Source organism: Kribbella koreensis, from assembly GCF_039525325.1.
GTDB classification, from domain to species: Bacteria; Actinomycetota; Actinomycetes; order Propionibacteriales; family Kribbellaceae; genus Kribbella; species Kribbella koreensis.
In genome coordinates this window covers 128,532-154,205 of sequence record NZ_BAAAHK010000003.1, presented here as the reverse complement: position 1 = coordinate 154,205, position 25,674 = coordinate 128,532, and the positions used below count along the sequence as shown (strand labels likewise).

The 25,674-nt window shown below is 67.5% G+C and carries 23 protein-coding genes and 1 pseudogene; 10 read left to right on the top strand and 14 right to left on the bottom strand.

All coding sequences use genetic code 11. The annotated features are described in order from the left end of the window. The first annotated feature begins 40 nt into the window (after nt 1-40). The gene (locus ABD116_RS04670) at nt 41-2,413 is read left to right on the top strand and encodes a phosphoketolase family protein (RefSeq protein ID WP_343965148.1); all 2,373 of its coding nucleotides are present in this window, start codon (nt 41-43) and stop codon (nt 2,411-2,413) included. A gap of 50 nt (nt 2,414-2,463) precedes the next feature. On the opposite strand, the gene ABD116_RS04665 is transcribed toward ABD116_RS04670, so the two are convergent. Continuing rightward, nucleotides 2,464-2,703 (bottom strand): DUF6343 family protein, encoded by a 240-nt coding sequence (locus ABD116_RS04665; protein WP_343965146.1) that lies wholly within the window; start codon nt 2,701-2,703, stop codon nt 2,464-2,466. Between the two features lie 170 nt (nt 2,704-2,873). Between ABD116_RS04665 and ABD116_RS04660 the strand changes: the two genes are divergently transcribed. The 3 genes from ABD116_RS04660 to ABD116_RS04650 are packed head-to-tail and all read left to right on the top strand — an operon-like array spanning nt 2,874 to nt 4,385. After that, the gene (locus ABD116_RS04660; RefSeq protein WP_343965144.1) at nt 2,874-3,317 is read left to right on the top strand and encodes an Hsp20/alpha crystallin family protein; all 444 of its coding nucleotides are present in this window, start codon (nt 2,874-2,876) and stop codon (nt 3,315-3,317) included. A gap of 37 nt (nt 3,318-3,354) precedes the next feature. Continuing rightward, entirely contained in the window at nt 3,355-3,996 is a 642-nt protein-coding gene (locus tag ABD116_RS04655; protein ID WP_343965142.1) for a hypothetical protein, read from the top strand. Nucleotides 3,997-3,998: 2 nt separating this feature from the next. Then, nucleotides 3,999-4,385: a hypothetical protein gene (locus ABD116_RS04650; protein ID WP_343965140.1), complete on the top strand. Its 387-nt coding sequence runs from the start codon at nt 3,999-4,001 to the stop codon at nt 4,383-4,385. 147 nt (nt 4,386-4,532) lie between these two features. Here the strand turns inward: ABD116_RS04650 and ABD116_RS04645 are convergent, their stop codons facing one another. Further along, nucleotides 4,533-4,949, bottom strand: coding sequence for an STAS domain-containing protein (locus ABD116_RS04645; protein ID WP_343965138.1), 417 nt, complete (start codon nt 4,947-4,949; stop codon nt 4,533-4,535). A gap of 99 nt (nt 4,950-5,048) precedes the next feature. Continuing rightward, nucleotides 5,049-6,344 (bottom strand): NAD(P)/FAD-dependent oxidoreductase, encoded by a 1,296-nt coding sequence (locus ABD116_RS04640; protein ID WP_343965136.1) that lies wholly within the window; start codon nt 6,342-6,344, stop codon nt 5,049-5,051. Nucleotides 6,345-6,420: 76 nt separating this feature from the next. On the opposite strand from ABD116_RS04640, the gene ABD116_RS04635 reads away from it, so the two are divergent. After that, nucleotides 6,421-7,593: a zinc-dependent alcohol dehydrogenase gene (locus tag ABD116_RS04635; protein ID WP_343965134.1), complete on the top strand. Its 1,173-nt coding sequence runs from the start codon at nt 6,421-6,423 to the stop codon at nt 7,591-7,593. Nucleotides 7,594-7,621: 28 nt separating this feature from the next. On the opposite strand, the gene ABD116_RS04630 is transcribed toward ABD116_RS04635, so the two are convergent. Continuing rightward, nucleotides 7,622-8,179 (bottom strand): CGNR zinc finger domain-containing protein, encoded by a 558-nt coding sequence (locus tag ABD116_RS04630; RefSeq protein ID WP_343965132.1) that lies wholly within the window; start codon nt 8,177-8,179, stop codon nt 7,622-7,624. A 67-nt stretch (nt 8,180-8,246) separates the two neighbouring features. Between ABD116_RS04630 and ABD116_RS04625 the strand changes: the two genes are divergently transcribed. Beyond that, nucleotides 8,247-9,596 carry an MFS transporter gene (locus ABD116_RS04625; RefSeq protein WP_343965130.1) on the top strand — a complete coding sequence of 450 codons (1,350 nt, stop codon included), beginning with the start codon at nt 8,247-8,249 and terminating at the stop codon, nt 9,594-9,596. A gap of 109 nt (nt 9,597-9,705) precedes the next feature. Here ABD116_RS04625 and ABD116_RS04620 read toward each other — a convergent pair whose 3' ends face one another. After that, entirely contained in the window at nt 9,706-11,205 is a 1,500-nt protein-coding gene (locus ABD116_RS04620; RefSeq protein ID WP_343965128.1) for an FAD-dependent oxidoreductase, read from the bottom strand. Between the two features lie 49 nt (nt 11,206-11,254). Between ABD116_RS04620 and ABD116_RS04615 the strand changes: the two genes are divergently transcribed. Next, nucleotides 11,255-11,638, top strand: coding sequence for an ester cyclase (locus ABD116_RS04615; RefSeq protein WP_343965126.1), 384 nt, complete (start codon nt 11,255-11,257; stop codon nt 11,636-11,638). A 20-nt stretch (nt 11,639-11,658) separates the two neighbouring features. Here the strand turns inward: ABD116_RS04615 and ABD116_RS04610 are convergent, their stop codons facing one another. The 5 genes from ABD116_RS04610 to ABD116_RS04590 all read right to left on the bottom strand — a co-directional run bounded on the left by ABD116_RS04610 (nt 11,659) and on the right by ABD116_RS04590 (nt 13,880). Continuing rightward, nucleotides 11,659-12,138 carry a DUF6328 family protein gene (locus ABD116_RS04610; protein WP_343965124.1) on the bottom strand — a complete coding sequence of 160 codons (480 nt, stop codon included), beginning with the start codon at nt 12,136-12,138 and terminating at the stop codon, nt 11,659-11,661. Nucleotides 12,139-12,183: 45 nt separating this feature from the next. Then, complete coding sequence (locus ABD116_RS04605; protein ID WP_343965122.1) at nt 12,184-12,537, bottom strand: hypothetical protein; 354 nt, start codon at nt 12,535-12,537, stop codon at nt 12,184-12,186. A 13-nt stretch (nt 12,538-12,550) separates the two neighbouring features. Continuing rightward, nucleotides 12,551-13,006: an SRPBCC family protein gene (locus tag ABD116_RS04600; RefSeq protein ID WP_343965120.1), complete on the bottom strand. Its 456-nt coding sequence runs from the start codon at nt 13,004-13,006 to the stop codon at nt 12,551-12,553. After that, complete coding sequence (locus ABD116_RS04595) at nt 12,993-13,244, bottom strand: hypothetical protein (protein WP_343965119.1); 252 nt, start codon at nt 13,242-13,244, stop codon at nt 12,993-12,995. Before ABD116_RS04595 ends, ABD116_RS04600 begins: the two co-directional genes overlap by 14 nt. Before the next feature lie 78 nt (nt 13,245-13,322). Then, complete coding sequence (locus ABD116_RS04590; protein ID WP_343965117.1) at nt 13,323-13,880, bottom strand: hemerythrin domain-containing protein; 558 nt, start codon at nt 13,878-13,880, stop codon at nt 13,323-13,325. Between the two features lie 677 nt (nt 13,881-14,557). Between ABD116_RS04590 and ABD116_RS04585 the strand changes: the two genes are divergently transcribed. Next, nucleotides 14,558-14,908, top strand: coding sequence for a hypothetical protein (locus tag ABD116_RS04585; protein ID WP_343965116.1), 351 nt, complete (start codon nt 14,558-14,560; stop codon nt 14,906-14,908). 6 nt (nt 14,909-14,914) lie between these two features. Here ABD116_RS04585 and ABD116_RS04580 read toward each other — a convergent pair. The 4 genes and pseudogenes from ABD116_RS04580 to ABD116_RS04565 all read right to left on the bottom strand — a co-directional run. Next, nucleotides 14,915-15,046 (bottom strand): annotated as a pseudogene (locus ABD116_RS04580) (VOC family protein); the annotation flags it as partial. A gap of 58 nt (nt 15,047-15,104) precedes the next feature. Beyond that, nucleotides 15,105-15,227 carry a hypothetical protein gene (locus ABD116_RS04575; protein ID WP_343965115.1) on the bottom strand — a complete coding sequence of 41 codons (123 nt, stop codon included), beginning with the start codon at nt 15,225-15,227 and terminating at the stop codon, nt 15,105-15,107. A gap of 74 nt (nt 15,228-15,301) precedes the next feature. Further along, nucleotides 15,302-15,664, bottom strand: coding sequence for a hypothetical protein (locus ABD116_RS04570; protein ID WP_343965113.1), 363 nt, complete (start codon nt 15,662-15,664; stop codon nt 15,302-15,304). A gap of 124 nt (nt 15,665-15,788) precedes the next feature. Beyond that, nucleotides 15,789-18,611, bottom strand: coding sequence for a X2-like carbohydrate binding domain-containing protein (locus tag ABD116_RS04565; protein ID WP_343965111.1), 2,823 nt, complete (start codon nt 18,609-18,611; stop codon nt 15,789-15,791). Nucleotides 18,612-18,908: 297 nt separating this feature from the next. Between ABD116_RS04565 and ABD116_RS04560 the strand changes: the two genes are divergently transcribed. After that, nucleotides 18,909-24,329, top strand: a complete 5,421-nt coding sequence (locus ABD116_RS04560; protein ID WP_343965109.1) for a hypothetical protein — start codon at nt 18,909-18,911, stop codon at nt 24,327-24,329. 80 nt (nt 24,330-24,409) lie between these two features. Beyond that, entirely contained in the window at nt 24,410-25,663 is a 1,254-nt protein-coding gene (locus ABD116_RS04555; protein ID WP_343965107.1) for a multicopper oxidase domain-containing protein, read from the top strand. The last annotated feature ends 11 nt before the right edge of the window (nt 25,664-25,674 follow it).

Here is a 25,674-nt window from a genome sequence, read left to right as displayed (position 1 = left end):
GTACGGGAGGGTCTGCGAAGCCGTCAGGAAGGAGATTCCGGTGCAACGGATCGATGCCGCGCCACTGGGCGACGAGGAACTGCAGGGGCTCGACGCGTACTGGAGGGCAGCCAACTACCTGTCCGTCGGGCAGATCTACCTGCTCGCCAATCCGTTGCTGAAGGAGCCGTTGCGGCCTGAGCACATCAAGCCGCGGCTACTCGGGCACTGGGGGACGACGCCTGGGCTCAACCTGATCTACACCCATCTCAACCGGGTGATCCGGCAGCGCGAGCGCGAGCTGATGTATGTGATCGGGCCGGGCCACGGCGGTCCCGCGATCGTGGCGAACAGTTGGCTCGAGGGCAGTTGGACCGCGACCTATCCGAACACCGGGCAGGATCTCGCCGGGCTGACCAGGCTGTTCAGGCAGTTCTCGTTCCCCGGTGGGATTCCGAGTCACGTGGCGCCGGAAGTACCGGGGTCGATCAACGAGGGTGGCGAGCTGGGCTACTCGCTCAGCCACGCGTACGGCGCTGCCTTCGACAACCCGCGGCTGGTGGTGGCCTGTGTGGTCGGAGATGGTGAGGCGGAGACGGGTCCGCTGGCGACCTCGTGGCACTCGAACAAGTTCCTCGATCCGCGGCGCGATGGCGCTGTGCTGCCGATCCTGCATCTGAACGGCTACAAGATCGCCAATCCGTCGGTGCTCGCGCGGATCGGCGACGAGGAGCTGACCGCGCTGCTCCAGGGCTACGGTCACGAGCCCTACCTGGTCGAGGGCTCGGAGCCGGAGGAGGTCCACCAGGCACTCGCGGCCGCGATGGATCGCTGCCTCGACCGGATCGACGAGATCCAGCGCGAGGCCCGTACGACGGTCGCGGACGTCGCCCGCGCCGCGTGGCCGATGATCGTGCTCAAGACGCCGAAGGGCTGGACCGGTCCGCACACGGTCGACGGCGAGCAGGTCGAGGACACCTGGCGGGCGCATCAGGTGCCGCTGTCGGGCGTACGGACGAATGAGGATCATCTGCGGCAGCTGGAGGATTGGCTGCGGAGTTATCGGCCGGAGGAGCTGTTCGAGGAGACCGGCCGGCCGGTCTCGAGCGTCTTGGCGCTTGCGCCGTCGGCGGACCGGCGGATGGGGTCCAGTCCGCATGCCAACGGTGGGTTGATCACGCGTGATCTGGAGTTGCCGGCGATCGCGGAGTACGCCGTACCGGTGAAGGCGCCCGGTGCTGAGGACGGTGAGCCGACGAAGGTGCTGGGAGCGTTCCTGCGAGACGTCTTCACCGCCAATCAGGCGCATCGCAACTTCCGGATGGTCGGGCCGGACGAGACCGAGTCGAACCGGTTGTCCGCGGTCTACGAGGTGACCGCCAAGGCGTGGAACGCGGACCGGCGTGACACCGACGTCAACCTGGCCACGGACGGGCGGGTGCTGGAGATGCTCAGCGAGCACACCTGTCAGGGGTGGCTGGAGGGGTATCTGCTCACTGGGCGGCACGGGTTGTTCTCGTCGTACGAGGCGTTCGTGCACATCGTGGACTCGATGGTGAACCAGCACGCGAAGTGGCTGAAGACCGTCAACCGGCTCGACTGGCGGCGGCCGATCCCCTCGCTGAACTATCTGCTGACCTCGCACGTGTGGCGGCAGGACCACAACGGCTTCTCGCACCAGGATCCGGGCTTCATCGATCACGTGGTGAACAAGAAGGCCGAGGTCGTCCGGGTCTATCTGCCGCCGGACACGAACACGCTGCTGTCCACTATGGATCACTGCCTGCGGACGAAGAACTACATCAACGTCGTTGTCGCAGGCAAGCAACCGCAGCCGAACTGGCTCGACTGGGACGCGGCGGCGCTGCACTGTGCTCGCGGAATCGGGGTCTGGGACTTCGCCGGCAACGACGACGGCGAGCCGGACGTGGTGATGGCCTGCGCCGGCGACGTACCGACCCTGGAGACGATGGCGGCGGTCGATCTCCTGCGCGAACACCTGCCGAAGCTGAAGATCCGGGTCGTCAACGTGGTCGACCTGATGCGGTTGCAGGACGCGACCGAGCACCCGCACGGGCTCACCGACTCGGACTTCGACGCGCTCTTCCCGCCCGGTACGCCGGTGATCTTCGCGTACCACGGTTATCCGTGGCTGATCCATCGGCTCACGTATCGCCGCAACAACCACCAGGACCTTCACGTGCGCGGTTTCATCGAGGAGGGTACGACGACCACGCCGTTCGACATGGTCGTCCGCAACAACCTCGACCGGTACCACCTGGCAATGGACGTGATCGACCGGGTCCCGTCGCTGGGCACCCACGCGATCTCGACCCGTCAGTGGTTCACCGACCAGCGAACCCGGCACCACGCCTACGTAAGGGAGCACGGCGAGGACCTACCCGAGGTTCGCGACTGGCGTTGGAGCCGCTGAACGGGCTTGGTACGTGAGCACGAACACCGACGACGGAACCCCCTGACCGCTCACCCGGGCTCGCCGTGCGCCTTCCGGCGGATGATGACGACGAGGTCGATCGCGGCGACGACGGCCAGCGCGACCGCGACCACGATCAGAATCACCGGCAGCCCCGCGTAGCCGAAGACCACCGCGGCACCACCGCAAACGACCAGCCCGTAGACCGCAAGCACAAGCCGCAACGTCAGCGCACTACGCGGACGCCGCGACGCTCCGCCTGGTTCACCCGAGCCTCCAGAGCGATCCATACCTCCCATGGTGCCCCCCCGGGCGCTGGTTCGTGGCCTCGAACAAGCCGAGGTGCGCGCGGCTGCGATGTCAACGGATTGATGACGGATGGGGTTGTCAATGGATCGATGACGCGTTATAAAAGTCGTGCGTGTTGACACCGACGAACGACTAGTCAGGAGGTGGAACGATGTTGATGCGCACCGACCCGTTCCGTGAGTTCGATCGGCTGGCCCAGCTGGTGACCGGTGGTAGTGCCCCGGGGACCTGGTCCAAGCCGAGTCCGATGCCGATGGATGCCTACCGCTCGGGTGACGAGTACGTCGTGGTCTTCGACCTGCCCGGCGTCTCGGCCGACGCGATCGACCTCGATGTCGAGCGGAACGTGCTGACGGTGAAGGCCGAGCGCCGGCCCGCGGCGCTGGCCGAAGGCGTCGAGATGCAGGTGGCCGAGCGGCCGCTGGGGGTGTTCTCCCGGCAGTTGTTCCTCGGCGACACCCTCGACACCGAGCGGATCGAGGCGGCGTACGACAACGGTGTGCTGACCTTGCGGATTCCGGTCGCGGCGCAGGCCAAGCCGCGCAAGATCAGCATCAGCGCGCCGGCTGACAGCCCGCAGCAGATCGACGCCTGACCCGAGCCTGCGGCCACTTCGACGCGAGGGCCCGACCATGACCGAGCACAGGACCGTGAGCGAGCCGGACGACCCGGACGCGCTGGCCTTCGTGCGGGAGGTCGTCACCGGGCCGGCCGGCCGGGAGCCCGAGGATTTCCTCGAGGCACTGGCCCGGATCCGGGACCTGCGCGAGCAGCTCACGCAGTACGAGCCTCAACTGATCGACGCGGCCCGGCGCCGCGGGGTGAGTTGGGCGCAGCTCGCGCCCGCGCTCGGAGTGGCCAGCAGGCAGGCGGCTGAGCGGCGCTATCTGCGGCTCAGCCCGAACGCGACTGATCCTTCGATGAACGGTGAGCAGCGGCTCCAGGCCGTGCGCGATCAGCGGGCCGGCGACCGGGCGGTGGCGACCTGGGCCAGACAGAACGCCGCCGACCTGCGCCGGCTCGCCGGGCAGATCAGCTCGCTGGACGATCTGGATCCGGTGGTACAGGCAAGTGTCGATCAGATCAGCGTGGCGCTGGGCGACGACGATTCCCTGGCGTTGCTCGGGCCGTTGGCCGCGGCGCAGACTGGTCTCAGCCGCGATCATCCCGCGCTGGCGGATCGCATCGCGGACGTCACCGATCAGACCGACGAGGTACGCCAGGGCAGTCGGCACCGTACCGCCGACCGAGCCTCGACAGAGCAGAAGGGGTAGCGATGAAGCTGTTGTTCGAGATCCGTCCGGTCGAACATCTGGAAGCCAGTGTCGACTATTACCGCGCCCTCGGCCTGGAGCCGCTCGGCTGGCCCGACGACGACACCGCTCTCCTTGCCCCGCGCGATGGGGCGCCGACGATCGTGCTCGTCCGCGACCCCGCCGAAGCCGCCCTCGGCAGCGGGGGAGTGTACGACGTCGGCGACGTGGACACGTTCTTCGACGACCACCCCGACCTGGACTGGCTGATCGCCCCGATCACCTGTCCACTCGGCCGGTACGCCGTATTCGCCGACCGCACCGGCACCTGCATTCGCCTACTCGACCCAGACCCTCACCTGGGCACCGCCGCGTTCGACGCCTTCTCCCTGTACGCGATGGCCGGCTGATGGCGGCCCCGGCCGCTGCTCGTCTGAACGGCCGGGGCCTCCGGACCAGGCTCCCCGCGCGAGGCGCCCGCCCGTAACGGCCCAGTACCCACGGTGACCGCAGATAGTACGCACGCGCTCGACGAGGCCACCGCTCAACCTCCGGAACTAATCGGGTTCTGTGGTGAAGCCCGGGACGACGGTCTCGACCGGGGCTCCTTCTATCTCCAGTGGGGACTCGAGGCTCGCCACGGCCGACTCCATCGTTTCGTGGAGGGCGAACACCTTGTGCAGATGGGTGATCTTGAAGATCTTCTGCAGTCGCGGACTGGCGGCGACGAGCAGTAGTGCACCACCTTCGGCAGCCGCTTCTCGATGAGCGCCGAGCAGGACGCCGATACCGCTGGAGTCCATGAACTCGACCCCGCTCAACTCGACCACCACCGGCCGTGCTCCGAGGACGGCTTTGAGCTCAGCGGTAAGAGCCGGTGTGGTCTCCATATCCAGATCGCCGGCCAATTCGACCACCACCAGGTCGTTGGTCGCGTCGATCCGGATGATCAGGGGGTTTTCGTCGTTGCTCACGACGCAGTCTCCTAGCTGGCCACGCCACGCGGCTACTGGCAGAACCGCTCGATGGACTCTACAAGACCGCCGGCGTCGAAACGCTGCCGATGGTCAGTGTCAGTTCGGGCGTTCGGGGCCGGCCGTGTCCAGGGGGACCTTGTGGGGTGGGACGAGATCGAGGTGGGTGGTTTCGCGGGGGAGGATGGCGTCGAGGAGCCAATCGGTGGCGGTGCGGACGCGGTTGCCAGGCATCGACAGCAGGTGGTAGCCGCGGGTGACCGCCTTGGCAGCGAAGCCGGCCAGCGGTAGGTGGAGTGGGTTGGCTGCGGCTTGGCTGCCGCCGAGGTCGACCACGAAGCCGAGATCGTTGTGGCTGTAGGGCCGGCGGGTGCCCATCCCCAGTGACGCGGCGATGTTTCGGGCGGCTTGCTTGCCTTGGCGCTCGGCATGCTGTGCCGTCATCGGGGTGACCTCGCCGGGCCTGGTGAGGTCCGGTACTGCGGCGGCGTCGCCGCAGGCGAACACCTCGGGATGACCGGGGACGGTCAGGTACTCGTCCACGACGAGGCGCCCCTTGTCCGTCTTCAGGCCGAGTCCTTCGACGACGGGGTCGGCGCGGACGCCGACGCACCAGATCAGTGACTGGGTTGGTACGAACGAGTCGTCCGACAGCCGTACGCCGTCCGCGGTCGCCTCCTCGACGGTCACGCCCATCCGGACGCCGACGGAGCGCTCGCGCAGTACACGGTCGGCTGTCTTGCTCAACCGTTCGTCGAGCTCGGGTAGTACCCGGTCGGCAACGTCGAGGAGCATCCAGCGCATCGTTTGGTCGTGCAGGCGGGGACGCCGCTTCTTGAGCAACTCGGTGTAGAGCACGCCGTGGGCGGCGACCTCGGTGCCCGTGTAGCCCGCGCCGACCACGACGAACGTGCACAGCGCGTCTCGCTCGGCCGGGTCGTCGGCGGCGTCGGCTAGTTCGAGCTGTTCGGCGAGGTGGTCACGCAGGTAGACGGCTTCGGGTACGCCGCGGAAGCCGTGTGCGTGCTCGGCGATTCCGGGGATGGGCAGCAGTTTGTTCACGCTGCCGACGGCGATCACCAGCCGGTCGTACCCGAGTTCGCCGCGTTCGCCGGCCGGCTCGGCGTACCGGACTGTCCGTTCGGTGAGGTCGAGGCCGTCGACCTCACCGAGTACGAGCTGCACGCCGGGCAGGGTGTCCGCGATCGAGACCGTGACCCGGCGCGGCTCGAGGATGCCGGTCGCGACCTCCGGTAGCAGCGGTACGTACAGGAAATAGTCGGTCGGATTGACGATCACGACCTCGGCGGTGTCCCGCGTCAGCCGGTTGAGCGTTCTGGCGGCGTGATATCCGGCGAATCCCGCTCCGACAACGACAATCCTCGGTCGACTCATCCCACCCGGGTACCTGATCTGTCCCCGCCGCAAACCCTGGCCGGATTGGTCTGGGTGGCCGGGGGTATCGGTAGGTATGAAAGCATTGACTTGGCAGGGCAAGCGGAAGATCGAGTACTCCGAGGTGCCGGATCCGGTGATCAAGGAGCCGAGGGACGCGATCATCGAGGTGACCTCGACCGGGATCTGCGGGTCGGATCTGCATCTGTACGAGGTGATGGCGCCATATCTGGAGCCTGGTGACGTGCTCGGGCACGAGCCGATGGGCGTCGTGGTCGAGACCGGCGCCGAGGTGCCGAACCTGAAGGTGGGGGATCGGGTGGTGATCCCGTTCGGGATCGCCTGCGGTAGTTGCTTCATGTGCGACCGCGGTCTGCAGTCGCAGTGTGAGACGACGCAGGTGCGCGATGAGGGGATGGGTGCCGCGTTGTTCGGCTACACCCGGCTTTACGGGCAGGTGCCGGGCGGGCAGGCGGAGTACCTGCGGGTGCCGCAGGCGCAGTACGGGCCGATCGTGGTTCCTGAGGGGCCGGCTGATGATCGGTTCGTGTTCTTGTCGGATGTGTTGCCGACGGCGTGGCAGGCGGTCGAGTACGCCGCGGTACCCGAGGGCGGGACGTTGGCGGTCATCGGGCTGGGTCCGATCGGGGACATGGCCGCGCGGATCGGTCTGCATCGTGGCTGTCGGGTGATCGGCATCGATCTGGTGCCCGAGCGGCTCGGGCGGTCGCAGGCGCGTGGGGTGGAGACGCTCACGTACTCCGCTGACGTGGCTGAGCAGGTACGCCACTTGACCGGCGGTCGCGGCCCGGATTCGGTGATCGATGCCGTCGGCATGGAAGCTCATGGATCCCCGAAGGCGCAGGCCGCGCACAAGCTGGTCGGGCTGATGCCGAGTGGCCTGGCCGAGAAGATGATGGAGACGGTCGGCGTCGACCGGCTGGCGGCGTTCTATCTGGCGATCGAGCTGGTACGCCGGGGCGGCACGATCTCGTTGAGCGGTGTCTACGGCGGGGCGGCTGATCCGTTGCCGATGCTGACCATGTTCGACAAGCAGATCTCACTGCGGATGGGGCAGGGCAACGTGCGCCGCTGGGTCGACGACATCCTGCCGCTGCTCACCGACGACGACCCGCTCGGCGTCGACGGCTTCGCGACCCACCACGTGCCGCTGTCCGACGGCCCGGCGGCGTACGCGATGTTCCAGAAGAAGCAGGACGGCGCCGTGAAGGTGTTGCTGAAGCCGTGACCCGCGTTGCCGTCATCACCGGCGCTCGCTAGTTGTCTGTGGCGGTGTGGTGGCGGGCTACGCGGGCGCGGTTGCCGCAAGGCGGGCCGCACCAGGCTTGGTTGGTGCGGCGCTGGAAGAAGAGCTGGCCGCAGCCGGGTGCGTCACACAGGGCGAGGTCTGGTCGCGGGCCGGCCAGTACGTCGCGTACCTCGGCGGCGAGGCGGGCCAGCAGGAGCGAGAACGGTGCCGGCGAGCCGACTGTGCGCGAGACGACGGATCCCGCTGTCTCGAGCACGGTCACTTCGGGGCAGTCGAGGAGGGCTTCGTTGAGGGTCCGTACGTCGGCAGCGTGCCAGTCTCCGTGACCCGTAGCGGCACGGAGCAAGCGTAGGGCGGCATCGCGAAGGGGCAGGAAGCTTTGCAGATCATCGTCCGTGACGGTCGTGGGCCGTGGCGCGGGGAGCGCGGCGGCGTCCAGCCAGGAGCTCAGAGCGTCGACCGAGGTGACCAGTTCGTACTCCGTCCAGCCGCGCCTGATCACTGTGTTCGCGAAGTCGAGTGCCGGGTAGCCCTCCAGCCAGGCCCAGGTCAACTCGATCTCCATGGCCACCATCCTAGGGCAACACGCTAACGGTTTTAGTGTGTAAAAGCGTTACATTAGCGTCGGTTGCATGGAAAAAGACCGTGGTCGTCTTCTTGCCCTGTGTACGGTCCAGTTCGTCGACGTGATGGGCGTGACCGTGGTGGTGTCCGCCCTTCCGCGGATGTTGGCGGATCTGGGCGGATCCGCTGCGCAGGCAGGGCTCCTGGTACCCGTCTACGCGGTCGGGTTCAGCAGTTTGCTGCTGTTGTCGGCGCGGCTCGGTGATCGGTTGGGGCATCGTCGCGTGCTGGTGATGGGCCTTGTGCTGTTCGCAGTGGGGTCGGCGGTCGCTGCTGCCGCGCCGGTGATGGCGATGCTGGTGGCCGGGCGGGCGATCCAGGGTGCGGCGGCTGCGGTGACCGTGCCGAACGCCCTGGTTCTGCTGACCAGGGTCGCCGAGACGCAGGCTGCTCGTGATCGCGCGCTTGGCGCTTGGAACGCCTGCGGAGGATTGGCCGGTGCGACGGGTCTGCTGGTCGGCGGTCTGACGACGTCCGCGGTGAGCTGGCGCGCCATCTTCTGGGGCAATCTGGCGGTCGCGACGGTGTTGATCGCAGTACTGCTGCGGCTGGTCGAGCGGGATCGGCCGAACCGGGCTGCGTCGGCCTTCGACCTGCGGTCGGTCATGCTGCAGGTGGTTTCGGTTGGGGCGATCGTTGCTGCCGCCAATACTGCTGCCAGGGCGTGGGCACTTCCGGCTGCGTTGGTGCTGGTGGGGGTGCTGGCCACAGTGTGGTTGGTGGTTCATGAACGTCGTACGACGTCACCTTTGGTGCCGGTCGGTTTGTGGCGGCCGCCGTTCGTGGCGGGACTGATCGGATCGTTCGGTGTCACGGCGACGACGAGCTCGCTGGTCGTGGTCGGGACTCTGTACCTGCAGCAGGCTGAGGGATTCAGTCCGGCGGCTGCAGGGCTGCTCATCCTGCCGTTCAGTATCTCGGTGGTGATTGCGGCGGGACTGGCGGGCCGGCTGATGCCGCTGGTCGGGGCGCGACGCGTGGTGACGCTCGGGTTCCTGCTGATTGGCGGTGGGGCGATCATGGCCTTCGTTTGGTCCACGACGGCGGCACTTCTGATCGGGCTCACCTTGGCAGGCCTGGGGAACGGGGCCGGCGCCGTCGCGGCGTACGAGCTCGGGACCGCAGTACCGGTTGAAGAGCAGGGGAGCGCGGCCGGTCTGCTGAACACGGCCGCCCAGGTCGGTACTGCAACGATGGTGGCCGTCACCATTTCGGTGGCCGGCCGCGGCGACGTCATCGACTATCGCGCAGGCTGGCTGACGGTCGCGCTGACGGCGGTCGCCGTATCGATCGGCGCCAGAACCGTCAGTTCCACCAGTAGAAGTGGTAGCCCCCACCGCGGTAGTAGATCTTGCTGACGATGTAGTTCTTGACGAGCACGTAGTCGTACCACTGCGTCGCGCACGCGTCGTAGTCGTAGCCGCAGGCAACCTCGCCTTCGGCCTGGACTCCCGTACCGACCGTGGGCTAGGCATCGGTGGTCGGTGCTTCGAGTGGGGTGGTGGCGGGGCCGTCGAGGATTTCCCCGTCGGGATCGAAGCGCGAGCCGTGGCAGCTGCAGTCCCAGGTGGTGTCGGCGGTGTTCCAGGTCAGGGGGCAGCCGAGGTGGGTGCAGATCGGTTTGATGGTGTGGAGGTTCCCGTCCTGGTCGCGGTAGCCGCCGATGGTTCCGTTGCCGGTCTTGAGGAGTCCGCCTTGGCCGGCTTCGAGGTGGTCGAGGCCGCCTCTCAGGATCCGCTGGGCGTGGCCGAGGGTGAAGTTCTTGCCCACCTTGAGGTTGTCGGTGATCAGTTTGGCGACGGCGCGGGTGTCGCCGAACCGGGTTGCGTCGTACAGGTCGGCGGCGGGGTGGTCCCGGCCGGCGATGAGGTCGTTGATGATGCCGGCCGCAACGGTTCCGTTGCTGAGTCCCCATTTGTGCATGCCGGTGGCAACGAAGATGGAGCGGCTGCCCGGAGATCTGCCCACGTAGGGCAGCAGGTCCGGAGTGCTGTAGTCATGAGCTGACCAACGGTACTCGGGTTCGATCGCGGCGTTCCAGGTCGAGTTCACCCAGTCGACCAGGCTTTGGTAGGCGGCCCCGGTCTCGTTGGTCGATCCGACCTCGTGGTCGGAGCCGACGACGATCAAGCCGTTCGGTCCGCCGCCTGGCCAGGGGCGGGTCGAGTGCGTGGGGGAGTCGACCGAGATCGCCATACCGGTGGGTGCTTCGACCGGAAGCCGGACGGCGATGCCGTGGGACTGCTTGGGGCGTGTCCGGGCGAAGTAGGCGCCGGTGATGCCGATGGGGAGCAGCGTTGCGAGTACTGCTTGATAGGCGGTGATCACGCCGCCCTTTTCGGTGCTGACGTGAACGGCTCCGTCCTTCTCGTCGACCTTGACGGCTCGGGTGTGCTCGAAGATCCGGCCGCCGGTGCGCTCGAAAGCCGTCGCCAGGCCGGCGAGGTAGCGGACGGGGTGCAGCTGGACCTGGTTGTCGAAGCGGAGGGCGGCGGCCGCGGGGACTCCGACTTCTGCGGCGTCGACCAGATGCGCGGGGAGGCCGAGCGATGACGCTGCGGCCGCTTCACTGTCCAGGGCGTCGGCGGACTTGGTGGAGTAGACGTAGGCAGGGGTTCTGAGGAACTCGCAGTCGATGCCTTCGGCATCGATCAGGGCGGCTACCTGTTCGACCGCTGCCTGGTTCGCGGTGGCGTACTGGCGCGCTTTGGCCGTCCCGTGGCGGGCGACCAGGGTCGCGTAGATGGCGCCGTGCTGAGAGGTGACCTTGCCGGTCGTGTGGCCACTGGTTCGCGAGCCGATCCGTTGGGCTTCGATCAGGGCGACCTGTGCGCCGTCCCGGGCGAGCAGTAGCGCTGTCGTCAGTCCGATCAAACCGCCGCCGATCACCAGCACATCGACGGTCGTGTCGCCTTGCAGGGCGTCGTACCGGGGCATTTCGGCGGTCGCTGTCCACACTGAAACCATGCTCGCCCGGTACCCGGCCCCAATCGAGGTGATCCCGCACAATCGGAGCATGTCGAGTCGAGCTGAAGTCATCCAGCGATATCGCGCCTATCTCGAGGCCTGCAATCTGCGGGCGTGGAACGAACTCGGGTCGTTTCTGGCCGATCCGGTGCTGGTGAACGGCGTCGTCAGACCCCGCGCGGGATACGTCGCCGACGTCGTCCGCACCACCACGGTCTTCCCGGACTATCGATGGGAACTTCGCCGTGCCATCTACGAAGGCGAATGGCTGGCAGTGCACCTTCATGACACCGGCACCCGGCGCGGGGAGTTTCTAGGGGCGCCAGGCGACGGCTCGCCGGTCGAGACCGACGAGTTCGACATGTACCGCATCGTCGACGGCCTCATCCTCGAGGTCGAAGGCACGGCCGACAACGCCCGCCTCTGCCGGTAGTCGCCGTCGAGGGCGTTTGATCAGTCGCCGCATTTCGCGCGGACGTAGGCGGGGAGGGCGTACCAGAGGGTGAGGAAGCAGGTGAGTACGCCGGCGAGGATCGCGAACGCGACCGGTCGGGACAGGACGGCGTCGAGGGCCAGGAGGACCCCGCCGGCGATGGCCGCGATCAGGAAGACGAGGCCTGCGCCGATCAGGTGGTGGCTGATCGGGACGAGGCGGTCGCGGAGGCCTTGCCGGTAGACCATGCGGTGGAACGAGACCGGCGCCAGGAACAGGGCGACGGCGATCGCCGATGCGGTCATCGTGACGGCGTACGCGTGGTGGGTGAACTGGTCAGCGGCCTGGAATCCGCTTTGGTAGGCGATGGTCAGCAGGAAGGCGAACAGGATCTGGGTGCCGGTCTGGGCCAGGCGGAGCTCCTGCAGCAGTTCGTTCCAGTGCCGGTCGAGACGCTCGCCGGCGTCTTCTTCCTCACGGACGTACGGTTGGCGGGCCATCACGTGTCCTCACAAGACGGTCAGGCGGGCAGGTTGGTCGGTGCGTCAGGCGTGGTCGCCGTCGAGGAGTTCGTGGAGCTGGGCGACGGCGTCGGTGATGTCGTCGTAGTCGTTCTGGGCGGCGCGGGACTCGGCGCTGATGACACCGCAGCGATGGACGCGGCGGAAGTCTCCGTAGGGGAACTTGTAGTGGCCTTTGGTCTCGTCACCCATCTCGGTGTCGATGCCCAGGTACCACAGCCCGTACTCGTCCCAGCCGTGCTTGTCGAGGTACTCGTTCTCCTGGTCTGCGGTGGGCGCGTGCTCGCTCCAGTCGTCCCGTTCGTCCTTGACCGCCTGCCCTTTGCCGATCAGGTCCTTCGCATGCGCGAACGCGGTCTTGTTCAGCTTGACCGTCATTTCCATCTCCTCCTCAACTGGTCGTCGTCTGCTCGAGTGAGGTCTTGATGGCGTCGAGGGCGCGGCGAAGTTCGTCGTCGACGGCTGGGTCGTCCGGGTGGTCGGTGTCCAGCCGGACGGTGAGGAGTGAAGTGCCGTCGGCAACGAAGCCGACTTCGAGCTCGCCGTGGTACCCGGTGTCACTGGGGGCGCCCCAGCGGAGCGTGCGGTTCTCCTCGACGACGTCGATCCAGGCCTCGCTGCGTACGGTGTGGCCGTGCGGTTCGTCGGCGGTGACCTCGACCTCGTGGTGCACGGCTTGGTTGGGCCGGCGGGCCTCCATACCCTGTGCCTCGGCCGGTGCTGGCGTGGTCTGGTGTACGCCGGTCAGCCGGGGCAGGTAGTTCGGTAGCTGCTGGAGGTCGGACACGTAGTCGAACAGGATGTTCGGCGCGACGTTCACGGTCGCTGACGCTTCATGATGTGCCATCGGGGCTGTCCTTCATGCCGGAGCGGGCCTCGGCGCCGCTGATGCCGGTGTCGGCTTCGTCGCCGGCGACCCGGCCGACGAACTCGCCGCTCGGGCCGGTGCCGGTGGTGGCCGGTGTGTCACCACGCGGGTCGCCGCCTTCGGTCCTCGTCATTGCTGTCGACGTGTCGGCCGGCGCGTCCGCTTCGTTGAGGGCGTGCGAGGTACGCCAGCGCTTGAATCGGTCGATGATCGACATGACGGTCACTCCCATTGTCGACGAACACCCTGGCCTGCTTCCGGTGCCCAGCAAGACAGTTCGGAAACGGCGGTTGGCCTACTCGCCGGCCTCTTGCTGGAGCTTCTTCTGCAGGGCGTCCTTGTCGAGGGAGGAGACGCCGGAGATGTCTGCATTGCGGGCCTGCTGGAGGAGCTGGTCGCGGGTGATGTCGTCGGGCTGGTCGCCGAGGTGCTCCTTGCGGCTGGCCGCGAAGGCTTCGGCCAGTTCGAGGCGGCGATCTTGGCTGAGGTTGGCGCGCATACCGGGGAGGACCTTGGTCTCTTCTTCTTCGACGTGGTGGGTGACGGCGTCCACGAGGTTCTGGAGGACCTTGTCGAAGTCGGCTGACTCGGGGTCGGTGTCGGCGAGTTTGGCCAGGAGCTGGTCGGCCTCGATGTGTTCTTCCTGGCTGTGCGCGACGTCGTCCGTCTCGCCGGCTTCGGCGGCGGCTGCCGGGTAGACGGCGGACTCTTCGGCGCGGCTGTGCGCCGACAGCAGGGTCGTGAGGACTGGTACCAGGCCCTTGCGCTTCTCGGGGTGGTTCTTCAGTTCGTCGAACAGGCGCTCGACCTCGCGGTGGTCCTGCATGATCAGATCGACGACATCGGCAGCCATGCCAGTATCCCTTCGCCCGGCCGCGCGTCCATCAGCGCGACTCCAGGTCGCCGGTACCCGGCGGCAAAACGGACGAGTGAAGCGGCGTCGGCTGCTCACGCGGAGGCGATCTCGCTCGGCGTAGTCGTGCATGGCTTTTGAGTGATCGGGTACGGAGGGCGTGTTGGTGACCGTGGTCCAGACGTGGGCCACGCCGTGAAGTTCGGGCGTCGCGACCGACGCGGGGGACGGCGACGAGTGGCCGGCGATCCGCGAGAAGGTGCCGGCGGCGGAGGTCGGGGCTGGTGTCGGTCGCCGCGGCGTGGCAGTCTGAAAACGGCGGTCCGTTGGGCAGTCAGCGGCCGGATCGGTGGTTTCGGTTTGGCGGGAGATCGATGATGGCTGTGGGTGGCGTCGATACGTATTACGACTACGACGAGAAGCAGTGGAAGAGCCGAAGACTCGGTGGCGGGCCGATCAGTCATGGGCCGGTCTGCCCGACGCCCAAGAGTGCGTCCGCGGAGGATGCGCCAGATGCGCACCGGCACCGGCCTGGCCGACTCAAGCCGGCTGACCGCCGTACGAGCGTCTGATCTCCTCATTGCGCCGGGGTTGCGACCCCCCGGTCGATCGTCGGCTTTTCGATCGGCTGGGAGTGGGCACAGGGCTGGCAGAAGCTGAGGGAAGAAGTGAGATCGATGCTGCTGCCACAATCTGTCAGCAACGCGGCCGAACCGTGGACTGCGACAGAGCTCGACCGCCTTGAAGAGTTGGCCCGTTGCAACATTCCGCCGTGTGTGATCGGTATCAGGCTTGGTCGCCCGGAGATCGCCGTTGCGCAGAAGGCGGCACAGGCCGGTATCACGCTCGAGCCGGCGAACCAGCCGCCGTACGGCAAGAGCACGGCTGAGCCCGACCCGATCCAGCCGCTGGGTTCGCCAGAACAACCGGACGCGCCGGCCGGCCCGGATCCGATTCGCCCCTTGGGCACTCCTGAGCCCAAAGAGGCGGACATACCGGAGCCGGACGAGGCCTCCCCGTCCGGCTGACTTTCGCTAGAAGCCCGGCAGGAAGAGGCAGAAGATGTGGCCGGCCGGGTCGGCGAGGATCCGGACGCCTTCCTTCTGGGGTTGCCAGTCCATCAGGGCCGCGCCGGCTTCGACGGCTTGCCGTTGGGCGGCCTCGAGGTCGGTGACCGCGGGTCCGCTGTATCCAGGACGACACCGGCGAGGGGGATCTGAGCTGTCACGAGTTGTCTCCGTCCTTGGCGGGGGCGACGCGGCTCGGGCCGGTGCCGTCCGGGGCGGTGGAGTTGACGACGATCGTCGCCAGGCGGAGGTCTCCGATTGCGGAGGGTTTTGCAGTCACTGCCACTCCCTGAGGTGATCAGACAGTCGATTCGGCCAGTCAGTACCCATAATCGAATCGGGGTGCGGCACCGTTCACTTTCTGTGCTGATCTGCTTGGCGGCTTCGGTGGCTTCGGTAGCGGGCGAGGATGATTCCGCCGACGACCACCAGCAGGACAGCGAGGACGGCCAGGAAGATCAGGGGCGTTCCTGTCCAGTCGTTCGCATCTCCGTCGACGTCCCCGCCGGGGAGTGGGCTGGGGCTGGCGGCTGACGCGGATGTGCCGACGACTACAGCTGCCGTGTCGGCGCTGTTGCTGTCGGCAAGTAAGACGGTAGCCGAGGCCAACGAACTCCCGGTGATCATCACGACGGCGATCGCCGCCAGCAGCGCCCCCCAATCGAGCAACCGCGATCGACGGGCGTGGCTCTCAGGTGATGCGATATCCGTGGCCATGCTGATGTGGTTACCGCGGTCTACCTGACTGAAACCCTGGGCGCCCCTGAGCGGCTGAAACTTATGCACGGCCGACCGGGGGTGGTCTGGGACCGGTTGGGGATCCCAGACCACCCGTGTGCTTTCAGGCGGTCGTGTAGCGGATCACGTCGTTGCGGAGGAGGGAGCCGGAGACCTTCACGATGCGCAGGGTGTGGTCGGTGCTGGTGAGGCCGGACCGGGTGAAGATGCTTTGCAGGGTGCCGCGGGTTGCGGTTTGCAGGTTGACTCGCTGGATGAGGACGTTGTCGACGTACACGTCGGCTTCGCCTTGGTCGGGGGCTGTGGCGGTGAGCCAGGTGACGGTCGTGCCCTTGAAGGCGAACTCGAGGGCTGCGCCGTTCGCGGTCGTTGCGTGGATGTCGTTGTGGTAGTCGCTTCGGAAGGTGAAGTTCAGGTTGGTGTAGCCGGTGGGCTGGGCCACGAGGTAGCTCTTCTTGAGTGTGACCGCCGCACCGGAGGTGGTGTAGTCGGTGCCGTTGACCAGGGTCGTGCTGCCTCGCTGGATGGAGGTCAGGTCGCTCGCCGGTCGGCCGAGCTGTACGACGACGTCCGCCTGAGCGGATGTCTTCTTGTCGAAGACGGCGGTGTCGGGGGTGAGAAGACTTGGCTGCCGTACGTCGAGCCGGTCGACGAGCATGAACTGGCCGGACCTCTTCACGCCGCGGATCGTGTGGGTGCCGTTCGTCAGCCCGGAGATGCTGTAGACGACCTGCTGGGCACCGCGGCCGCTGGCCTGGCCGGCGTTGACGGTCTGCTTGAAGATGCCGTCGATGTAGATATCGACATCGCCCTGTGACGCGTGCGTTTCGGTGATGTAGTCGACGCCCGTTCCGGTGAAGGTCGAGCTGAAGGCGTCGCCGTTGGCTTCGGCGTACTGGACGTCGTCGCGGTAGTCGCCGAAGCCGCGGCCGGTGCTGTTGCCCCATGAACCGGTGTAGGTGATCTGGGCGTCGTTGTCGTTGAGTGAGATGATGCGGACACCGCCCGGCGTGCGGACGTTGAACTTGTCGAGCAGCATGAACTGGCCGGTCTTCTTCACGCCCCGGATGGTGTGGATCCCGTTGGTGAGGCCGGAGATGCCGTAGACGACCTGCTGCGCGCCGCGACCGCTGGCTTGGTACGTGCTGACGGTCTGCTTGAAGACGCCGTCGACGTAGATGTCCACGTCGCCTTGTGACGCGTGCTTCTCGGTCACGTAGTCGATGCCGGTCCCGGTGAAGGTGTACGAGAATGCGTCACCGTTCGTCTCGGCGTACTGGACGTCGTCCTGGTAGTCGCCGAGTCCGCGGCTCCAGCTACGGCTCCAGGTGCCGGTGTAGTTGATCGCGGGATTGTCGTTGTTCACCTCGGTGGTACGGACGCCGCCGGCGGGCGCGGTGCCGCCGGCCGTGGTGTCCGCGACCGTGAGCGCCAGCGAGTCCGTGATGGTCGTGACCTCACGGCCACCGTTGCGCTGCCAGGTTCCGGCGTATGCGACGCGCTGATCGTCGTCGTTCACGTTGATCGTCGAGCCTGCCTGCGGGGTGACCTTCAGCAGCCGTACGCCGTGCGCCGGTACTGCGGTCGCCGTGAACCCTGATGCGAAGCTGCCGAGATCCTGCTTGGCCCAAAGGTCACGCACCTGCGCCCCGCCGGTCAGGCCGAGGTCGGACCAGTTCGCGGTGACCGTGGATGCTGAGCCTCCGAGGTTGAACAGGGCAACGGTGTAGCTGTTGTCCGCGTTGAGCGAGTACCAGACCTGCTGGTCGGTGGCGGTCGACACCGGCTGTGCTGGGCGGCCCGCTTGGTTGACAGCGAGCACTTCGGTGTTCGTCAGCAGACTCAGGCCGAACTGGTCGAGCTGGGTGAGGTCGTTGCCGACATAGAACGGTGCCGCCGACACGGCCCACAGCGTCGCCGCAGTCCGGCGTTCGTCCTGGGTCAGGCCGTCCATCGCGCCGTTACCCACGTTCAATGAGTCGAGGTCGTTCCAGCCGCCGGGGCCGCCGTGCCGCCACCATTCGGCGAGCTTGGGGAACAACCTGCTGACGTTCGGCCAGGCGGTCAGGGCCTGCCCGGGGCAGTAGCACTCGACGTCCCAGTCGACCCGCCAGCCGTTCGCGTACTGCTTCCAGTAGTCGGCGTAGTTGAGGTCGAGCGCCCAGGACAGTTCGAACCAGATCCCGTGCGGCGTCAGCGCCTGTGACCAGCCGGCCACCTCGGCGCGCGCGTCGAGCGAGAGGTCGCTGTGCCCGGAGCCTGGGGTGACGCTGTCGAACTTGAGGAAGTCGATGCCCCACTCGGCGTACAGGTCGGCGATCGAGTCGAGGTAGGCCTGAGAGCACGGCTTGGACATGTCGATGCGGTGCCCGAAGCCCCAGTAGTCGGCCTGCTGCAGCGGTTGGAGTGCGAGGTCACCAGTCCGGCACTCCGGGTGCCCGAAGACCGGGAGATTGGCCTGTTCGAGGGCGGGCGAGATGCCGGGGATGCTGTAGATCCCGACCTTCTGGCCGTTGGCGTGGATGTAGTCGATGACATCGGAGAAGCCGTTCGGGAACAGCGTCGTGCTGGGTTTCGGGCGGCCGTAGGCGTCGACACCGTCGTTCCAGCCGGCGTCGATGTTGATGTACTTGTACCCGTACGGCTGGAGCTTCTGGTGCATCGCATCGGACTGTGCCTTGAGCTGGGCGGCGTTGATCCAGGTCCCTCCGTTGTTGGAGTAGACCTGCATGCTGTAACTGCTCCAACCCATGTACGGCGTCCGCGCGGCCTCACCAGCAGGTCCTGTCAGCGGCTGCACAGTCGTGATGTCTGCCGCTGCCGGCGCAGCGATCGAGGTCGACGACAGGCCTGGAGGGATGAGCGCGGCAACCATCAGCGTCGCCGCAGCCACACGTAGGCGTCTGCGTCCAGGGGAAATGGCCATGGCGGGGTGACCTTTCTGTCGGTCCGGAACGGCCGGACATCGCCGCTAGTTACTTCACGGCGTTCAGAAAGTCTGCACGTCACTGCCCTGCCTGGCTATGGCTCACCGGAAAGTCGGCCGGCCACCGCCGGTCCGGCCCGTCCCGGCAGGCGACGAAAGCCGCCGATCCCGGGGGTCGGTGACAAACAAATGACGGCGGCGTCATCTGCGGGCCGGGTAGTGGTGGCTCCGCCACGCTGGCGAACGACAGACGTGAGTCGGGAGGACTCGCGCGTGTCGACAGGTGGGGGAGGGGCTGTGAGAGGACAACGGACATCCGCGCCCAGGTGGTTGCGGGCGGTGGTCGGGTTCGGGATGATCGCCGCGCTCGTCTCGGTGGGGCAGGCGTCGGGGGGTGCGGCGCCCGCGGCGGCCGCCGGGCCCGGCAGCCTGACCCTGCACGTCGAGAGCGCGCGGTCGGTCAACTCGGGACCCGGGTTCGTCCACGAGGGCGATCCGGTGCCGCACTACAAATGGCTGATCAATGTCGACGACACCGGTGATCCGGGGACCCGGTCGAACCAGCTGATCGGGCAGTGCTTGCCGAGTACGGCGCCGGGCGGGTCGGCCGATCCGGACTTCGCCGACAGCTGCCCGTGGCCGTCGACCAGAAACACGTCCGGATTCGCGCCGATCGTTGCCCAGGGCACCGAGGCGGACCTGGACGACGACACCGCGCTCGGCAACCTGCCGGCCGGGAAGTACCTGATCTCGGTCACCGCCGACGGCTTCAAGATCGACGGTCAGCACTTCACCGTCGGCTCCGGCGCGACCACGCACGCCGTCGTCCGGATGAATCCGACACCGCTGCCGCTGACCACCCTGCGGTTGCAGGTGTTCAACGACAGTGTGCCCGTCGACGGCACCTACGAGGTCGACGCCGAGCAGGGGCTGGCCGGCTTCACCGCCACCCTGACCGACGTTCTCGGCCTGGTCAGCACCGACTACTACGGCAACGCGCTGTGCACCGTGTACAAGCACGCGAACGCCAACGGCAGCGGGCCGATGCTGTTCGACGCCGACAACAAGCCGATCGTGGACACCACCCGCACCACCGGCAAGTGCGTCAGCGACGCCACCGGCCAGATCGTCATCCCGAACATGGGACCCAACCGCTACGCCGCGACCGTCGCACCGCCGGCGCCGGCCGCCGGCCAGACCTACCAATGGGTCCAGACGACCACCCTGGAGGGTGGTCACGACCACGACATCTGGCAGCAGGAAGGCGAGACCGGGTACGACACCGAGCAGGTGCGCGGCCGTGAACTCGTGCCGTCGGTCCAGTTCGGCTTCGTCCGGACCCGGGCCATCACCCCGCCGGCCGGTACGCCGCCGACCGGTGAGATCAAGGGTGTCGCCATCGCCGGCCTGCCCTACATCGGCGGCCAGAACGGCCAGGTCGTGCCCGAGACCGGGTTCGCCGGCGCCAAGTCCGACGGGCCGATCCCGAACCCGTGGGTGGCGCTGTCCGACCTGGACGCCGGTGACGCGGCCGTCTACGTCGGTCGCGGCGCGGCCGACGGCAGCTTCGACATCAAGAACGTGCCCGACGGGACCTACCAGCTGACCCTGTGGGACGACGACCAGGACTACATCCTGTGGAGCTTCAACGTCGAGGTCCACAACGGCGACGTCACCGACGTCGGCAACAAGATGCTGGTCGGCTGGTTCAGCCACGTCCACGGCAGCGTCTTCGTCGATGCCAACGGCAACGGCAAGCGCGACACCGGTGAGCGGGCCGTGCCCGGCTTCGGCCTGACCGTCCGCGAGCGCGACAACTCGCTGATGGACCAGTACACGAACACCACTACGACCGATGCCAACGGCAACTACGACATCAAGGAGACCTACCCGCTGGGCAAGTGGCTGATCCTGGAGGGCTTCAACACCCGCTACAAGACCACCGGCATCACCTACAAGGGCGCCAACGAGACCAAGGCGACCACCCAGCTGGGCAGCCTGGTGGACATCAACTTCCTGCCGATCATCGGCCTACGCGGCCAGATCGACTGGGGTGTCCAGCCGTACGATCCGGGCACCAACGGCGGCATCGTCGGAACCGTCACCTACGACACCACCCGCAACGAGCTCGATCCGGCGAAGGCCGCCACCGAGCCGTACCAGCCGGGCATCCCCGACATCCCGGTCCGCTTGTACCTGCCGAAGGCCTGCACCGCGACCACGCCGACCGAGCTGTGCCGGCAGGGTTACGAGACCGAGCCCAAGCAGGTGCCCGACGGCAACGGCGGGCTGCAGGACAACCCGAAGTACGGGGCGTTCGTGAAGGGGCCGGAGGTCCAGGACGCCTACACTTCGGAGAAGTGGGCGCCACCGCGGGGCTGTACCGCCCGGATGTACAACGGGCAGCCGCTGACCGACCAGCAAGCACTGCCGGAGTTCGGCGCGGCCGCGAACAGGATGTGCGTCGAGGCGCCGATGATGGGCCTGGCGGTCGGTGCGAGCGATGCTCCCGGTGGAAGCCAGACGGTGAACGGGAACTACGGCTTCACCACCTCGAAGATCAACCTCTACCCGCCGACCGACACCGTCCACAACCCGGACGGGCTGGCGCTCTACGCGCCGCTGCCGGCCGGTGAGGAACAGGATCTGCCGGCCCGCGACTACATCGTCTCGGTCGACATCCCGAACGACCCGGTCGACGGCAAGCCGATGTACAAGTCCACCGCCGAGGAAGATGTGAACGTCTTCGACGGTGACAGCTACCTGCCGCAGGAGAACTACCCGCCGGCCACCCCGGCCGCGGCCGAGGACCCGGCCGGACCGCCGGATCCGACGCCGGTACCACCGGATCAGCCGCCGTCGCAGCAGGCGGGCATCATCTCGCCGTGCGCCGGACCGCTGCACACGGTCAACGTGACGAACGAGGCGTTCAACGCCGGTGGCGGCAGCCCGTTCCAGGGCTACGAGCGGCCGTCCTGCGACGACAAGCTCGTCGGCCTGCGGGCGAACCAGGCGACCGCACCGAACTTCAGCCTGTTCACCGAGGTGCCGATCCCGACGCACTTCTGGGGCCTGACCCTGAACGACCTCGGGCTCACCCTCGACAAGCGCAGCGTCAACTACGGCGAGGCGCAGGGCCTGCCGTTCGTCCCGGTCGGTCTGTACGACTGGTCCGGACGCCTGGTGGACACCGTGCACACCGACTTCAACGGCCTGTACGAGGCGCTGGAACCGTCGACGGGCACCTACAACTGCCCACTGCCGGCCGGTCCCTGCCCGAACATGTACCGCTTCGTCGGCAACGACCCAGGCCAGCCAGGCGCGCTCAACCCGGACTACAACTCGAGGTTCCGGACGATCGCGACCAACTTCCAGGCCTGGCCGGGCCTCTACACGGTCACCGACGAGGCGCCGACCCAGGTTGCCGCGACCGTGCTCGCACCCGACACCACGACGGTGAATCCGACGATGTGCGATCTCGGTGGCACCGTGCCGCAACTGCTGGCGGTGAGCCGGCCGTACATCAGGAGAGGGGATCCGAACCGGTCGGTCACCATCAGCGGCCTCGGCTTCGGCGCCGCGGGCGCACCCGACCAGGTGACCCTCAACGGGACAGCGATGACCGTCACCAACTGGACCGACAAGAGCATCACCTTCACCGTGCCGAACGGGTTCGCTCTCGGCGCGGCCGAGCTGGCGATCACCGGTCACAGCGGGCTGAAGAGTGTGAACGGTCTGACGCTGCAGGTGCTGGCGGCGGCCAACGCGTCGACACCGGGGACGGACCCGAACAACCCGGTCCTGGTCGAGGTCGGTCCGACCAAGACGTACAAGACCGTGCAGGCCGGCCTCGAGGCGGCGCGGCCGAACCGGGTGATCCGCAACCCGCGCGGTCAGGTGATCACGCCCGCGCGTCCGTACTGGCTGGTGGTGATCTGGCCGAACGCGCAGACCAGCACCAACCCACGGGGTGACTACAACGAGAACGTGATCGTCCATCACCAGGTCCGGATCCAGGGGGTCGGCCCAGGTGGCTTCGACTCGGACAACACCTGGGTACCGGGGACGATCCTGGACGGTTCGGGCTTCAACCTGGACAACCCGAACGGCACCGCCTGGATCAACCTGCTGAGCAGCCTGACGTACTCGGGCAACCCGGCGGTCCCGGACTCGGCCGTGGTCACGGTGCTCGACGATCCTGCCCTGGCGGGCCTGACGCCGAACAGCTGGCCGGTCACGCTCGACGGCATGAGCATCACCGGCGGAGCGCAGGCCGATCTGCCGGGCAACGTCAACGCGCTCACCGGCGCGGTGACGACGCCGTACGGCGCTGCGGGCGCACTGGTCACCCAAGGCGGTGGCGTCTATGCCCACGCGAACGTCCGCAACCTGCGGGTGACCGACAACGTCATCCACGGCAACGGCGGCTCGTACGGCGGCGGCATCCGGATCGGTACGCCGTACGTCGGGAACAACCAGAACTTCAACGCGACCATCGCGCGCAACCAGATCCGTGACAACGGCGGCACCAACCTGGCCGGCGGGATCGGGTTGTTCACCGGCAGCGACGGCTACCGGATCGACGCCAACGCGATCTGCGGCAACTTCTCCGCGGAGTACGGCGGCGCGCTGACCGCCTTCGGCTACATGGTCAACGGCGGTGGCAGCTCCGGCGGCACCGTCACCGACAACCGGATCTGGTTCAACGCCTCGTACGACGAGGGCGGCGGCGTGATGATCGCCGGCGAACTGCCGGCCACCCCGACGGCGCTGTCGCCGGGCACCGGTCCGGTGACCATCGAGGGCAACACGATCCAGGCCAACCTGGCCAACGACGACGGTGGCGGCATCCGGTTGCTGCAGACGAGCGGATCGCACATCTCCCGCTCCGACCCGCAGACCATCCTGATCGCCGACAACACCATCGCCGACAACGTGTCCGCCCACGAGGGCGGTGGCGTGGCCATCGACGACTCGGCCTTCGTCAACTTCGTGAACAACACGGTGACGAAGAACCTGACCACCGCCACGGCGGTGACCAGCAACGGCGATCCGGCGCCGGCCGGACTGTCCACCGCCGCGAACAGCGATCCGTTGCAGGCGAGGCTGCGCAACACCTCGCTGTTCCCGGGCTCGCAGACGCTGGCGAACACCACGTTCAGCAAGCCGACGCTCCTGAACGACGTGTTCTGGGACAACCGGGCCGGCAACTTCAGCGGCGGCTGGGTCTACGGCATCGGCGGCAAACTGCCCGACGGCACGGACAACACCGTGAACTCGTGGGACATGGGCGCCGCCGACGTGCCCGGGGCGTTGCTCACCCCGACCCACTCGGTGCTGCAGGACGAGACCGGCTCCGCGCCGGATCCGTCGAACTCGCTGGTCGACCCGGGCTTCGTGTCGCCGTACGAGGTCAGCGTCAACATCCTGGCGGTCCGGTCGTACCCGGCCTTCCGGGAGGCAGCGATCGTGGCGCAGCTGCTGCCGCCGAACCTGATGGGCGACTTCCATCTGGCCACGGCGACACCGGCCTCCTCCGCCCGCGGGCTGGGCGCCGCGAGCACGGTGGTCCGGTGGGGAACCCCGACGTCGGGGTTCAGCTACACGGTCAGCGCCCACAGCCCGGACATCGACGGGCAACCCCGCCCGACCGTCACCGGGGTCTTCCCCTTCGTGCAACGCCGGTACGACGCCGGCTCCGACCAGATGACGCCCTGAGAGCCGCGCGGCCCGCCCCGAACCCCCCGGCGGGCCGCGCCTTCTCCAGCGCACATCGACCAGTACTACGGGAGATCCCAATGACTGATGCAGTTGTGCCGCGCGGACTGTCGCGGCGTTCCTTTCTCACCAGTGCGGGTGTCGTCGGCGGTGCCGTCCTCGGCGGTGGCCTGCTCAGCTCGAGCCAGGTGCTCGCGGCGCCGAACCGCGCCACCGTCGCGCACCCGATGAAGCAGGTCCACCTGGCCGGTACCGACGGCTGGGTGGCGATGCCGGGCGATGCCCCGCCCGACCCACCCTTCTTCCCCGACCCGCTCGCGCCCAGCCCGTTCAACACCTATGTCTTCGGCTTCCGGGACGTGACCGGGATGAGCTCCAACCTGGTCGCCGCCCAGCGCGGCAAGGCACAGGTGAGTGCTCCGATGATGGCCTTCGACGAGGACGACGACGTCTACCTGACGCTCACCAACCTCGGCCTGGCCCAGCGGCCGGACCTGTTCGACGGGCACACCCTGCACTGGCACGGCTTCGTCAACGCGATCCCGTTGTTCGACGGCGTGCCGGAGCTCTCGCTGGCGGTCCCGATCGGGCGGGACCTGACGTACTTCTACCGGCCGCACGACGCCGGCACGTACATGTACCACTGCCACTTCGAGGACGTGGAGCACGTCCAGATGGGGATGACCGGGATGGTGTTCGTCCGCCCGGCCCAGAACCGCACGCCGCTGCATCCGGGCGAGCGGTACGCCTACAACGACGGCGACGGCTCGACGGCGTACGACCGGGAGTTCGCCTTCATGCTGACCGAGCTGTGGTCGGCGGCCCATTACCGGGACGCGCACATCCAGGTGAACGACTGGACCGACTACGACCCGAGCTTCTGGCTGCTGAACGGCCGGGCCTACCCGGACACCGTCGCCGCCAACGGCGATCCGCTCAGCACCGCGGCCGGCCGGTTGCAGTACCAGCCGATCTCCTCGCTGATCCGCTGCAACGCCGGTGACCGGGTGCTGCTGCGGATGTCCAACCTGGGCTACCAGAACCACGCGATGACCGTGGACAACCTCGACCTGACGGTGATCGCGAAGGACGCCAGCCTGCTGAAGGGACGCGACGGCACCACCAACTACCTGACCACGAACATGGTCGAGATCGGGCCGGGCGAGAGCCGGGACGCGTTGTTCGTCGCGCCCGGACCCGGCGAGTACCTGCTGTACGACCGCAAGTACTCCTATCTCGAGAACGGCGGCGGGGCCGGCTACGGCGGGATGATGACGAAGATCGTCGTCGGACCACCCGGCACCTATCCCGCCCAGACCGCGGCGAACGCGTGAGGGGGGCGATG

Coding starts and splice junctions, on each gene's coding strand:
- ABD116_RS04595 (WP_343965119.1), bottom strand. CDS start 13,244: ATGTCGATCATCGACCGATTCAAGCGCTGGCGTACCTCGCACGCCCTC.
- ABD116_RS04610 (WP_343965124.1), bottom strand. CDS start 12,138: ATGGCCCGCCAACCGTACGTCCGTGAGGAAGAAGACGCCGGCGAGCGT.
- ABD116_RS04655 (WP_343965142.1), top strand. CDS start 3,355: ATGACCGAGCACAGGACCGTGAGCGAGCCGGACGACCCGGACGCGCTG.
- ABD116_RS04570 (WP_343965113.1), bottom strand. CDS start 15,664: ATGGCCACGGATATCGCATCACCTGAGAGCCACGCCCGTCGATCGCGG.
- ABD116_RS04585 (WP_343965116.1), top strand. CDS start 14,558: ATGCTGCTGCCACAATCTGTCAGCAACGCGGCCGAACCGTGGACTGCG.
- ABD116_RS04555 (WP_343965107.1), top strand. CDS start 24,410: ATGACTGATGCAGTTGTGCCGCGCGGACTGTCGCGGCGTTCCTTTCTC.
- ABD116_RS04565 (WP_343965111.1), bottom strand. CDS start 18,611: ATGGCCATTTCCCCTGGACGCAGACGCCTACGTGTGGCTGCGGCGACG.
- ABD116_RS04665 (WP_343965146.1), bottom strand. CDS start 2,703: ATGGATCGCTCTGGAGGCTCGGGTGAACCAGGCGGAGCGTCGCGGCGT.
- ABD116_RS04660 (WP_343965144.1), top strand. CDS start 2,874: ATGTTGATGCGCACCGACCCGTTCCGTGAGTTCGATCGGCTGGCCCAG.
- ABD116_RS04650 (WP_343965140.1), top strand. CDS start 3,999: ATGAAGCTGTTGTTCGAGATCCGTCCGGTCGAACATCTGGAAGCCAGT.
- ABD116_RS04590 (WP_343965117.1), bottom strand. CDS start 13,880: ATGGCTGCCGATGTCGTCGATCTGATCATGCAGGACCACCGCGAGGTC.
- ABD116_RS04600 (WP_343965120.1), bottom strand. CDS start 13,006: ATGGCACATCATGAAGCGTCAGCGACCGTGAACGTCGCGCCGAACATC.
- ABD116_RS04640 (WP_343965136.1), bottom strand. CDS start 6,344: ATGAGTCGACCGAGGATTGTCGTTGTCGGAGCGGGATTCGCCGGATAT.
- ABD116_RS04630 (WP_343965132.1), bottom strand. CDS start 8,179: ATGGAGATCGAGTTGACCTGGGCCTGGCTGGAGGGCTACCCGGCACTC.
- ABD116_RS04635 (WP_343965134.1), top strand. CDS start 6,421: ATGAAAGCATTGACTTGGCAGGGCAAGCGGAAGATCGAGTACTCCGAG.
- ABD116_RS04625 (WP_343965130.1), top strand. CDS start 8,247: ATGGAAAAAGACCGTGGTCGTCTTCTTGCCCTGTGTACGGTCCAGTTC.
- ABD116_RS04615 (WP_343965126.1), top strand. CDS start 11,255: ATGTCGAGTCGAGCTGAAGTCATCCAGCGATATCGCGCCTATCTCGAG.
- ABD116_RS04605 (WP_343965122.1), bottom strand. CDS start 12,537: ATGACGGTCAAGCTGAACAAGACCGCGTTCGCGCATGCGAAGGACCTG.
- ABD116_RS04620 (WP_343965128.1), bottom strand. CDS start 11,205: ATGGTTTCAGTGTGGACAGCGACCGCCGAAATGCCCCGGTACGACGCC.